9 protein-coding genes and 1 pseudogene are annotated in these 12,160 nt (G+C 38.8%); 6 read left to right on the top strand and 4 right to left on the bottom strand.

Annotated features, from left to right (window positions below):
- Window positions 1-52: 52 nt before the first annotated feature.
- From IEE83_RS33515 to IEE83_RS03985, 6 genes and pseudogenes are all read left to right on the top strand, one after another.
- On the top strand, window positions 53-325 hold the full coding sequence (locus tag IEE83_RS33515) for an RNA polymerase sigma factor (protein ID WP_194119339.1): 273 nt from the start codon (window positions 53-55) through the stop codon (window positions 323-325).
- A gap of 2 nt (window positions 326-327) precedes the next feature.
- Window positions 328-558, top strand: a pseudogene (locus tag IEE83_RS04005) (RNA polymerase sigma factor); the annotation flags it as partial.
- A gap of 184 nt (window positions 559-742) precedes the next feature.
- Window positions 743-1,570 (top strand): prolipoprotein diacylglyceryl transferase, encoded by an 828-nt coding sequence (gene lgt / locus IEE83_RS04000; protein WP_194119337.1) that lies wholly within the window; start codon window positions 743-745, stop codon window positions 1,568-1,570.
- Between the two features lie 169 nt (window positions 1,571-1,739).
- A complete protein-coding gene (locus IEE83_RS03995) occupies window positions 1,740-2,459 on the top strand; it encodes a lipocalin family protein (protein WP_194119336.1) in 720 nt (239 codons plus the stop codon).
- Between the two features lie 128 nt (window positions 2,460-2,587).
- Window positions 2,588-3,439: a sugar phosphate isomerase/epimerase family protein gene (locus tag IEE83_RS03990; RefSeq protein ID WP_194119335.1), complete on the top strand. Its 852-nt coding sequence runs from the start codon at window positions 2,588-2,590 to the stop codon at window positions 3,437-3,439.
- Between the two features lie 190 nt (window positions 3,440-3,629).
- On the top strand, window positions 3,630-6,437 hold the full coding sequence (locus IEE83_RS03985; RefSeq protein WP_194119334.1) for a M16 family metallopeptidase: 2,808 nt from the start codon (window positions 3,630-3,632) through the stop codon (window positions 6,435-6,437).
- 1,075 nt (window positions 6,438-7,512) lie between these two features.
- Here the strand turns inward: IEE83_RS03985 and tnpA are convergent.
- The 4 genes from tnpA to IEE83_RS03965 form a co-directional block, all read right to left on the bottom strand.
- Window positions 7,513-7,962, bottom strand: a complete 450-nt coding sequence (tnpA, locus tag IEE83_RS03980) for an IS200/IS605 family transposase (RefSeq protein ID WP_228101668.1) — start codon at window positions 7,960-7,962, stop codon at window positions 7,513-7,515.
- 89 nt (window positions 7,963-8,051) lie between these two features.
- Window positions 8,052-8,294, bottom strand: coding sequence for a DUF3820 family protein (locus IEE83_RS03975; RefSeq protein WP_159470910.1), 243 nt, complete (start codon window positions 8,292-8,294; stop codon window positions 8,052-8,054).
- An 18-nt stretch (window positions 8,295-8,312) separates the two neighbouring features.
- Window positions 8,313-9,776 (bottom strand): nicotinate phosphoribosyltransferase, encoded by a 1,464-nt coding sequence (locus tag IEE83_RS03970; protein WP_194119333.1) that lies wholly within the window; start codon window positions 9,774-9,776, stop codon window positions 8,313-8,315.
- Between the two features lie 122 nt (window positions 9,777-9,898).
- Window positions 9,899-12,160 carry a peptidase domain-containing ABC transporter gene (locus tag IEE83_RS03965; RefSeq protein ID WP_194119332.1) on the bottom strand — a complete coding sequence of 754 codons (2,262 nt, stop codon included), beginning with the start codon at window positions 12,158-12,160 and terminating at the stop codon, window positions 9,899-9,901.

The following is a 12,160-nucleotide window of genomic DNA, read 5'->3' as shown; positions in this document are numbered from 1 at the left end:
TTGTGACATTTCTCTTGCAATTCATACTAATACTTAAAACAAAGGAACAGCAATGGATTCGGCAAATAAAACTCACTTCGTAAAAGTCATCCAGGAACATCAGGGGATTATAAATAGTATTTGCCGAATCTATTATATGGATATTGAAGATATAAAAGATGCGAGGCAAGATATTATTCTACAACTCTGGAAATCTCTTCCAACATTTCGAAATGACTCCAAAATCAGTACGTGGATTTATAAAGTAGCACTCAACACAATTCTTTCAAAAGTTAAAAAGAACAAAATAATTCTTCCAAGGAGTTATTATCCGAGTCGCATTTAAACAGCCCCGATAATAAGTTGGACACAAATGACGACATCCATCAACTACTATTTCTGGTCAACCAGCTCGAAGCAACTGATAAGGCCCATATGATTTTACATTTGGAAGGATACACAAACAAAGAAATTGCCGAGACGCTGAAACTAACAGCTACTAATATCAGTACAAGAATGAACCGCGTCAAAACGAAACTTAAAGAAGCATTTAGTACAGTTTCCCATGAACTCAGATAAATATAAATCATCCTGGAACCAGTTCCGAAAAATGAATAATTACGTTGAAATCAATGATGTGGAAATATTGAATATCATTGAAAATAACGCCAATAATTCCTTCCATTTTGCCCCGGAACGCCTGCTTAGAAATACAGCCGTATTTTCATTTCTCGTTCTATTCTGTCAAAACTGTTATGTCTAAATGATTGATACCACGATATCTTTCATACTTTGGAACGTAAGGACTAATGTATTTCCAAGTCTTGAAATCCCGAAATGGTATGGTTTGTGTTGGACATTAGGAATATTCCTAAGCTATCGGATCATGTTTTATGTTTTCAAAAAAGAAGGCAAAACGATCCAACAACTTGACATACTTACTACTTATGTCATTATCGGCACGTTGCTTGGTGCCAGATTGGGGCATATTCTTTTTTATGATCCCATTTATTACTGGAATCACCTGATTGAAATATTACCCATTCGCCTTTCACCTTCTTTTGAATTTACCGGATTGGCTGGGTTGGCAAGCCACGGAGGAGGAATAGGCATCTTCCTGGCAATCTACCTTTATTCTAAAAAGTATAAAGAAAGTTATCTCTGGATACTAGACAGAGTTACAATTGCTGCGGCTCTGACAGGCGCCTTCATACGCTTTGGAAATCTGATGAATTCTGAAATGATTGGTATTCCAACAAAGGTTTCATGGGCATTTATTTTTACAAAAATTGACCAAATGCCAAGGCATCCAGCCCAGTTGTATGAATCCGTTTTTTGTTTGTTTCTTTTTTTCCTAATGTTTTCAATATGGAAAAAAACATTAGGAAAACTTCCTGAGGGATTACTAACCGGTATATTTCTTGTGCTTCTTTTTAGCTTCCGCTTCATGGATGAATTTCTGAAAATCGATCAGGAATCATTTGAAAGTCAAATGCCGATTAACATGGGACAGATCCTCAGTATTCCGTTTATCCTAACCGGTTTATTGCTTATCAAAAAAGCAAATACATCCAAATTGTCTAATTTCTAAAATCAATAATTTTTATTCTTGAACAGTTAAAAATTGTGTCTTAACTCTTCTTAGCTATATTCTTTTATCCTCCCATAATCTCACCTAATAAAATCATATTTCATACCTTGGTACGTTTAAGCAGGACTGTTTGTATATTTCTGTTTTTAATCGTTCACCAGGGATTTTAATGAAAAAGTCATTTCTTTTTATAGCGATCACAAGCTGTATTTTCACCGCTTGCAGCAAAGAATCCGGTTCTATTTCCGGTAGCTGGGTTAAGGCAATCGATGAGCAATCGCAACATCAGCAAGGCTTCACACTAAAAGATGATGGAAATGCCTCTTCGATAAATCTGAAAGAAAAACATTATGACAGGTGGGAAAAATTTGGTGATCTGCTTATTCTTCGTGGCAGCAAAAATCCAGACGAGACGGACAAATTTTCAGATACCCTAAAAATTATCTCTGTTAACGACAGCTCACTGGTTCTAAAAAAGACAGACGGCGCAGAAATAATTTATACCAAAACCCAAGTACCTGGTAAATTAATAAGGGCTTTCGAAGCCATTGACTGCTACCAGTTTGCTGCAAAACAGGATACAGCATTTCTCCATATCAATGTGACAGATAATATTGTGTCAGGGGATTTGGAGTATCATCTTTTTGAAAAAGACAGTAATAAGGGCAAGCTTAAAGGCAAAATAATTGGTGATACGCTGGTGGCCGATTATACTTTTTTATCCGAAGGTACCACATCGGTCCGGCAGGTTGTTATGATCAAAAAAGACAACAATTATATTGAAGGTTTTGGAGATGTTCAGGAAATGGATAACAAAATGAGTTTTGTTAACAGAGCTAAATTGAGTTTTAAAAATGGACTGATTTTCAAAAAAACGAATTGTCGATAAGCCGGATAAATCCTGGCGTTCTCCGGGTATGATATTTTCAAACTTATATTTACTAAACAGCAGCATGATGCAAATCAATTATTGGTTTACATTAAGCTGATAAGTAAAAAAATTAATCAAATATAATTATGCTTAACCCAAAATTCGGTGCCTCTATCTTATCCTGGATTCCACCGGTATGGACTCCGGAAGCAGGACTTTACGCCATAAAAAAAACAGCAGAGACAGGATTTGATTTACTGGAAATATTACTTCCGGTTTCCATGGATTTTGATGCTGAGACTGTTAAGAAGCAATTGAAAGAACATAATATTGAAGCAATTTGCAGCCTGAATTTGCCTAAAAACTGCCATATTCCATTTCATCCACTTGAAGCAACAACGCTGATTAAGACGGCTTTGGATAAAGCAGCAATTCTTGAAGTTGACATTCTTGTTGGTGTTTTGCATTCCGGAATCGGAGTTTTTACCGGGCTTCCACGCACAAAAGAAGAGGAAGTTATTATTTGTCAGGTTTGGAGTGAAGTTGCGGCTTATGCACAAAATCTTGGCATTAAAATCGGGATTGAGCCAATTAACCGGTACGAAAGCTATATCTGCACCGCAGCAAGTGAAACCATGACGCTGATTAATAAAGCTAACGCATCGAATCTGGGTTTGCATCTGGATACTTTTCATATGAATATTGAAGAAAGTAATTTCCGGGATCCGGTACTTGCCGGAGGTTCGAAATTATATCATGTCCATATGACCGACAGCGACCGCGGGATGCTTGGCGAAGGCAATGTTCATTGGGAGGAATTGTTCAAGGCTTTGTCAGAAATCAATTACTCCGGCGCGCTGGTTTTGGAAAATTTTTCTTCTGAAATTAAAGATTTGGTTGGCCCCACCTCCCTGTGGCGTCCTTCTAAATACAATGCCGAAGATCTTGCAAAAGGCAGCCTTGCTTTTATGAAAAAAATGGTTGAAAAGTATAAATAAATTATATCTGCCACAGCTAATCCAAATACGATATCTGTGGCAGATATTTCTGTTTCAAAGGAAAAATACTTCTCTTCTTCAAGTTCTTACTCACATTACGACTAAAATATTTCAGTACACAACCTTTGCAATCGTACTGATTAACGATATCTTTCGTTTTCATCCATTTTATCCACTTAATAGCAGTAAAATGAAAAAATCCCTCTTGGTATTATGCGTTTTAGGCATATCTACGGCATTAATACCAACTTTTGCACAAGATTTACACACACAGAAAATTCCACTGGACCCGACCGTAAAAACCGGTAAGCTAAAAAATGGTATTACTTATTACATAAAAAAGAACGCCGAGCCAAAAAATCGTGCTGAACTTCGACTGATCGTAAAAGCCGGATCGGTTCTTGAAACTGATGCGCAGCAAGGACTTGCCCACTTCATGGAACATATGAATTTTAATGGCACGACTAATTTTCCTAAAAATGAACTTGTCAATTTTCTCCAAAAAACCGGTGTTCGTTTTGGTGCCGATTTGAATGCCTATACAGGTTTTGATGAAACGGTATATATGCTTCCAATACCGACAGATTCATCAGGATTGCTGGAAAAAGGTTTGCAGGTTTTGGATGACTGGGCACACGGTGCTTTACTAGATCCTGCTGAAATTGAAAAAGAACGAGGTGTTGTTTTGGAAGAATCCCGCATGGGTCGTGGTGCGCAGCAGCGGATGAGGGATAAATATCTGAAAATGATCCTGAACAATTCCCGATATGCAGAACGTCTGCCTATCGGAAAAGACAGTATTCTTAAAACCTTCAAGCCAGAAAGTATCAAGGCTTTTTACAAGGATTGGTACCGTCCGGATTTAATGGCCGTTGTGGCCGTTGGTGATTTTGATGTAGCAAAAGTAGAAGCAATTATTGCTCAGAAATTTGGTAAAATACCGGCTGTAATAAAACCTAAAACCCGGACAGAATATACAATTCCATTAAATGGAGGCACAGACGTTGCGATTGTAACAGATTCGGAATATCCACAGAATGTAATTCAATTGATTTACAAACAGCCGAGCACTAAAGAAAAATCGATGTTTGATATTCGGAATAATATCGCTCAGGGCTTGTATAATGCTATGATGGGGCAGCGTATGCAGGAACTTACGCAGAAAGCAAATCCACCTTTCCTTTATGGAGCCAGTAATTACAGCGATTTTCTTGGAAACCTGGATTCTTATACTTCCATCGCGCTTGCAAAAGATCCGTCGTCTGTTGAAACCGCACTGACCGCCTTACTTGAAGAAAATGCACGAGTACAAAAATTTGGTTTTACAGCACCTGAGCTTGAAAGAGCCAAGAAAGATCTGATGAACCAGATGGAGCAGTCTTTGAAAGAAAAAGACAAAACGAAATCGGCAAATTATGTACAGGAGTATTTGGACAATTTTCTTCACCAAAAACCATACATGGGAATTGAAGCTTATTATGCTTTCCTGCAAAAAAATATTGGTGGTATAAAACTTGAAGAGATTAATGCGCTGGCTAAAAAATATATCACGGATAAAAACAGAGCTGTGGTAATTATGGGGCCAGAAAAAGGAAAAGATGCTTTGCCGACCGAAGCAAAAATCCGCACTATGCTATCACAAACAAATAGTGATTTGAAAGCTTATGTTGATGACGTTCTCGATTCACCATTGCTTAAGGCTGAACCGAAAGCTGGAAAAGTTATAAGTGAAAAAGCAGACGAAAAACTGGGAATTACGGAATTGGTACTATCAAATGGAGTGAAAGTTCTCCTCAAACCTACTGATTTTAAAAATGATGAAATCCTGATTCAAGCTACCGGGAAAGGCGGATATTCTTTGTTCCCTGGTGAAAGAGAAACCGGAATTATGACAAGTTATATGCTTCAATCAGGTGGTGTTGGACCTTATAACCAAACGCAGTTGCAGAAATTTCTTGCCGGCAAAACAGTTGGTGTTGAGCCTTATCTTAACGAATTGAAAGAAGGCGTGGAAGGCAGTACAAATCCAAAAGATCTGGAAACTACCCTGCAATTAATTTACGCCTATTTTACAGAACCACGTAAAGATGCCGAAGTTGTAGGTGGGATGCTTGCCAATCAGAAATCTTATCTGGAAAATATGCGTAAGACTTTGACACCGGACAAAGTCTATTCGGATACATTGAATGCAGTTTTGACAAGCAATAATCCTGACCGTCGCCCGCTAACACCGGAAAGTATTGATAAGGTAAGTCTGGATCGTGGTATTGAAATTTACAAAAACCGCTTCGCTGATGCATCTGACTTTGTTTTCACTTTTGTAGGTGCATTCAAAGTTGACGCGATTAAGCCTTTGCTTGAAAAATATATTGGCGGGTTGCCATCAACAGATCGTGATGATACTTACAAACATCCGAACATTTTCCCTCCAAAAGGACGTATTGAAAAGACAGTTTATAAAGGTTTGGAGCCAAAAAGCCGCGTAACTATTGTCATAAGTGGTGAGTATGACTACAATCCGGAAAATAATATTCAGATCGAGGCTTTACAGGAAGTTTTACAAATTAAACTAATTGAAGCGCTTCGTGAAGAAGAAAGCGGTGTATATGGCGTTCGCGTTTCGGAGGATGTCGACAAATTGCCAACAGGACATTATCGATTCAATATCGGATTTGGCTGTGCTCCTGAAAATGTAGATAAACTGGTAAGTCGCACTCTGACTGAAATGAAAAAGATCAAAGACAATGGTGCAGATCCAAAGGATATTGAAAAATTTGTCGCTGAAACAAAACGCAAAACAGAGGTTGCGCTGAAAACAAATGGCTTCTGGATTAACTATATTGACGAAAATACTTTTCTGGGAGATGATTTGAATGAAGTCCTGGAAGAAGATAAATTGTTAAAATCAATAACTGTACCGAGTACAAAAGCTGCTGCTAATAAATATTTCTCGGATGAGAATTTTATTAAAGTTATTTTGATGCCTGAGAAAAAATGAAAAAAGTAGCTTCAGGCTAAAGCCCTGATATTGTGAGGGGTATTTCTGACCCAAGGCTAAAGCCTTGGGTTAATTTTTTGTCTTTTGCATCGACGGCTACGGGCTAAAGCCCGGCAACTGGTGAGGGTATTCCGAGACCCAAGGTTAAAACCTTGGGTTATTTTTTGTCTTTTGCATCAACGGCTACGGGCTAAAGCCCGGCAAATGGTGAGGTTATTCCGAGGCCCAAGGTTAAAACCTTGGGTTATTTTTTGTCTTTTGCATCAACGGCTACGGGCTAAAGCCCGGCAACTGGTGAGGGTATTCCGAGACCCAAGGTTGAAACCTTGGGTTATTTTTTCTTTCGAATCAGCGGCTCCGGGCTAAAGCCTGGCAATTGGTGAGGTGATTCCGAGACCCAAGGTTGAAACCTTGGGTTATTTTTTCTTTCGAATCAGCGGCTCCGGGCTAAAGCCCGGCAATTGGTGAGGTTATTCCGAGACCCAAGGTTAAAACCTTGGGTTATTTTTTGTCTTTTGCATCAACGGCTACGGGCTAAAGCCCGGCAAATGGTGAGGTTATTCCAAGACCCAAGGTTAAAACCTTGGGTTATTTTTTTCTTTCGAATCAACGGCTACGGGCTAATGCCCGGCAAATGGCGAGGTGATTCCGAGACCCAAGTAAGAAGCCTTGGATTAATTTTTGTCTTTTGCATCAACGGCTCCGGGCTAAAGCCTGGCAATTGGTGAGGGTATTCCGAGACCCAAGGTTGAAACCTTGGGTTATTTTTTCTTTCGAATCAGCGGCTCCGGGCTAAAGCCCGGCAAATGGTGAGGTTATCCCGAGACCCAAGGTTAAAACCTTGGGTCTTTTTTGTCTTCAAATCAGCGGCTTCGGGCTAAAGCCCGGATAGTGTGAGTCGTATTCCCGACCCAAGGCTTTAGCCTTGGATTAATTTTTGTCTTCGCGCATATAAAAGCCTATGCTAGTTCTTCCTGGCCTTTTCTCGACAAATACTAACCCAGGGTTTCAACCCTGGGTGCATGAATTACCAGAGATTTTCAGGGCTTTAGCCATTGTTTTTATTGTAAGGTATTCATCCAAAGTCTTCATCAGAATACCCCTCCGCATAACCCAGGCTGTTCAGAAAAATCTTATATTCTTCACCAAAACTCTGTTTCCGATGATGTTCTTGCTGATTGTCGATATACTTCCGAACAAAATCAATTTTATTATTACTCACAGAAGATGCAAAGTATTTATTTGCCCAGTAAAGTCGGTTTTTTGTCAATTGCATTTTATTAGCCCAGTGCGAGCTTTCACCTTTTAATAATTTGACTTGGTTAGATACTCCCAAATCGGGGTTCAGAATCATTAGTACATGAATATGATCATCATGACCATTAATTCTATCAATGTAAATTCCATGCTCTTTGGCATTACCAAAGATATGATTGCAGATTTTCTTTAAGATATCAGGTTTTAAAACTTGTTCACGATTCTTTGTGGCCCATACGGCATGAACCCAGATTTTTACATAAGACATAGTAGTGTGTTTTAAGGAAAATAGTCAATATCAATTAGACTTACTTTGTCAATCGAAGTTTCTATTTTCTGTAAAACACTTTCTAAAATCTATCTACGATAAATCTTCTTCAATCCATCAATCAAAAACATCAGATCATTCAACCGGATTTCGTACATCGTACTTAACATCATACCCAATTTGCCGGCTGGAAAGCCTTCCCGTTCAAACCATTCTAAATATGAAACCGGCAAATCAGTGATCAGCCAGTCTTTATATTTTCCGAAAGGCATCCTGTAAAGGATTAGCTCTTTCAGGATTTCGGTATCAGGTTTTGGAATTTCATCACTCATTTTCAATCTAAATTTTAATTATTTCGCGGCTCTTAACTTTACAATCAAATCCGTTTTCATATCAAATAATTGTTTTTCAAGTCCAACCGGATAAGTATGCGGATTGACAAAACGTTTGATTCCTTTATGAAAATGCGCTAATTGCTGTTCGACACGCTCACGGGTTTCGTATATAGAAGGCAGACTATATACCAACGTGCCCTCAGCAAAAATGGGCACCAGCAAATCTTCATAAGATACCGTTTCTGAAAATGATCTGGTTTTGGTAAAATCATATGGATCCACCATTGTCGGTTTTCCGGAAAGTGGTGTTTCAATATTAAAAATCATATCGGAAATAAACCCCTTCGAATCTTTGAAGCGACGAACCTGCTGAATGCCAGGTGTAGAAACCTTGATAGCCTGCTCGGATAATTTCAGTTTATAATCCCACTCGCCTGATTCATTTTTTATCGCAGCCAATTTAAAAACACCGCCTAATGCGGGTTGATCGAAAGCCGTTACCAGTTTTGTTCCAATTCCCCAGACGTTGATTTTTGCACCCTGAATTTTCAAACTATCCATGATATATTCATCCAGATCATTGCTGGCAACAATATTGGTTTTCTCAAATCCTGCCTCATCCAATAATTTTCTGGCTTCAATACTCAAATAAGCCAAATCGCCGGAATCCAGACGAATTCCACCGAGCTCATAACCTCTTTCACGAAGCTGATTTCCTACAATAATTGCATTTTCAACACCTTTGATAGAATCGTAAGTATCAACGAGCAAAGTCACGTTATTTGGCATGTACTTCGCATACGTTTCAAAAGATTCCAGTTCGCTGTCAAACGACATTACCCAACTATGTGCATGCGTACCTCTAACCGGAATACCGTAAAGTTTTCCGGCCAAAACATTGGACGTCGCATCAAAACCGCCGATATATGCAGCGCGGCTAGCCGTCATGCCACCATCCGGTCCTTGCGCCCTTCTTAATCCAAATTCCAAAAGGGCATCATTGTTTGCAATCAGACGCATTCTTGCGGCTTTTGTAGCGATGAGCGATTGAAAATTTAAGAGATTTAATAAGGGAGTTTCTAATAATTGACATTGTAAAACCGGTCCTTGAATACGAAGCAACGGCTCATTTGGAAAAACAACGGTACCTTCCGGAATCGCATTAACACTGCATTTAAATTCCATAGTACGCAGGTAATCGAGAAACTCAATCTCAAAAAGCGCTTTATCATCACTTCCCTTTAACGAACCTATATATTCGAGGTCTTCCTCATCAATACGATATTCATTCAGATAATCAATTACACTGCTCAGTCCGCAGGTAATTGTAAATCCCCCCTGAAAGGGATGTTTACGAAAATACAGATTAAAAACTGCTTCCTGTTCTGCTTTCCCGGATTTCCAGTAGCCATAAGCCATTGTTAATTGATATAAATCGGTAAGCAGACTTAAAGAGGTGTCATATAGCCGGTTAATCATTCTGGTTTTTCTTTGATGAAAATGAATGACTAATTACTAAAAAATACCCGTTTTGTGTTTATAAAATCCTGGATTTTATGAAAGCAAAGTTGAATTATAAGAAATGGATTTTAGATCGTTCCTCAATTCACACTTTCCAGCGAAGGAAACTGTTGTTTCCACATATCGTAATATTTACCTTTTTTGGTAATCAGTTTTTTGTGACTTCCTTCTTCAATCAATTTCCCTTGTTCCAAAACCACAATTTTATCCGCATTCATTACCGTACTTAATCTGTGGGCGATTATGATAATGGTTTTACTTTTTTTGCGCAAAGATTGAACCGCAAGTTGAATATGCTGCTCCGATTTTGAATCAAGTGAAGAAGTGGCCTCATCCAGAATCAGAATTTCCGGATCACGGTAGAGCGCTCTTGCGATGGCTAATCTTTGTCTTTGTCCGCCCGATAAACTGGTCCCGTTTTCACCGATATAAGTATTAAATCCGTTTGGCAGATTTTCGATAAATTTGATAATATCAAGTTCCTCACAAATCGAAACGATCTTTTTCATATCCGGCTCAAACTCCCCTACCGCAATATTGTTGATCACATTTCCTGCAAAAAGATGAACATCCTGAGGTACAGCGCTAACCAGTTTTCGTAAACTATCATTGGTCAGATATTTCAGATCAAATCCGCCCAACTGGATGTTTCCTGATTCAATTGGATAAATGTTTTGCAATAAGGATAAAAGCGTCGTTTTTCCCGAACCGCTTTCACCAACAACTGCCGTAATTTTCCCTTTTGGAATCATCAAATCCAGTCCGTCAAAAACCGTAACGCGTGAACCATATCGAAAATGAACATTTTTGAAATGAATATCCCCGATCATATCAGGTGTTAATTCTGCCTTGTTTTCCAGGGATTCACGTTCAATATCCATAATTTCAAAAAGCCGGTCCGCCGCAATGGACGCATCCTGAATCGTTTTATTCATACCGATAAGACTGGAAACCGGTCCGGTAAAATATCCTATGATGGCATAAAAAGAAAGCAATTCACCCGGCGTAATGATATTTTCCAATACAAATAGGGAACCTGCCCAAAGCAAAATAATCGTAAAAGCACTGGAAACAAAACCGCTAAAATCTCCAATCCACAGTGCATTCGTGTTGGATTGATAAATGGAACGAAGCATACCAACAAACCTGGTTTCTGTTTTTAAATTAGTAAAATCTTCCAGTCCGAAACGTTTGATCGTACTTACAGAATTAATGGATTCCACCAATTGCGCTTCAAGTTCGGCCGAACTTTCCATCAACTGGCGCTGCGTCGATTTGTTTACTTTATTGGAAAAATAATAAATGATGGCATACAATGGTACGACGCCAAGCATGATCAGCGCCAGTTTCCAATAGTAGGTAAACATCAAAACAAATGAGAAAATCAGGATGAAAAAATTCATGGAAAAACCAATGAGCACGTCATTGATAAAAACCCTGATTTTAACGGCGTCATTAATCCGGGAAATAATTTCTCCCACCCGCATATTATCAAAAAACTGCTGCGGCAAGCGCATCAGATGTTTGTAATAACCCAAAATTAATCTTGCATCGATTTGCTGTCCGGTTTTAATGGTCAGAAGTGATTTCGCATGATTGATAATAACTCTGAAAACCAAAAGGAAAATCATGATGATTCCCATCAGGTTTAACAAGTTCCGGTTACCTTCCGGGAGTACATTATCGACAATTTTTTGAAGGAAAATTGAGGTAGAAAGTCCTAATAAAGTGTATACAATTGCTCCGAGCAAAACTTGTAATAAAACAGATTTATGCGGTTTCAAAAGAAACCAGAATCTTTTGGACACAGAAATCTTTTCATTGCCTTCCATGAACGTTTCTCCCGGCTGAACCAATACCAAAACACCCGTCCAGATTTCCTTAAATTCCTTATAGGTCATAGACACTATTTCACCCCGCGCGGGATCCATTACCTCAACTTTTGTATCCGTAACATTATAAATCACCACATAATGGTGTAAAATACCTTTGATAATTACGTGGGCAATAATTGGAACCGGGACATGCGGAAGTTGATCGAAAGTTGCCTTTACACCTTTGGAGTTAAAACCGAGTTTATTGGCCGCCTCAATCAAACCCAGAACATTTGTTCCTTTTTTATCCGTTGAAGCATACTGGCGAATTCTTGCAACCGGCACAGTAAGATTGTAATAAGCTGCTATGGAAGCCAGACAAGTTGCGCCGCAATCAGTCAGATCGTGCTGTTTGATGGTGACGTGACGAAGTTTATTTTTTGTTGAAAAGAAGGGAATTTTACTGATAAGATTATTTCCTAAATTCCCGATTTTTGCCAGTTGAGTAAAAATATTTGACTGAGCCAT

The sequence above is a fragment of the Dyadobacter subterraneus genome (genome assembly GCF_015221875.1).
Lineage (GTDB): Bacteria > Bacteroidota > Bacteroidia > Cytophagales > Spirosomataceae > Dyadobacter > Dyadobacter subterraneus.
The sequence above is the reverse complement of the archived record's forward strand: the minus strand, read 5'-3'. Positions and strand labels throughout refer to the sequence as shown.

Excerpts from the sequence above, each read along its gene's own strand:
- IEE83_RS33515 (WP_194119339.1), top strand. The coding sequence starts at position 53 with ATGGATTCGGCAAATAAAACTCACTTCGTAAAAGTCATCCAGGAACAT.
- lgt (WP_194119337.1), top strand. The coding sequence starts at position 743 with ATGATTGATACCACGATATCTTTCATACTTTGGAACGTAAGGACTAAT.
- IEE83_RS03995 (WP_194119336.1), top strand. The coding sequence starts at position 1,740 with ATGAAAAAGTCATTTCTTTTTATAGCGATCACAAGCTGTATTTTCACC.
- IEE83_RS03990 (WP_194119335.1), top strand. The coding sequence starts at position 2,588 with ATGCTTAACCCAAAATTCGGTGCCTCTATCTTATCCTGGATTCCACCG.
- IEE83_RS03985 (WP_194119334.1), top strand. The coding sequence starts at position 3,630 with ATGAAAAAATCCCTCTTGGTATTATGCGTTTTAGGCATATCTACGGCA.
- tnpA (WP_228101668.1), bottom strand. The coding sequence starts at position 7,962 with ATGTCTTATGTAAAAATCTGGGTTCATGCCGTATGGGCCACAAAGAAT.
- IEE83_RS03975 (WP_159470910.1), bottom strand. The coding sequence starts at position 8,294 with ATGAGTGATGAAATTCCAAAACCTGATACCGAAATCCTGAAAGAGCTA.
- IEE83_RS03970 (WP_194119333.1), bottom strand. The coding sequence starts at position 9,776 with ATGATTAACCGGCTATATGACACCTCTTTAAGTCTGCTTACCGATTTA.
- IEE83_RS03965 (WP_194119332.1), bottom strand. The coding sequence starts at position 12,160 with ATGGCTCAGTCAAATATTTTTACTCAACTGGCAAAAATCGGGAATTTA.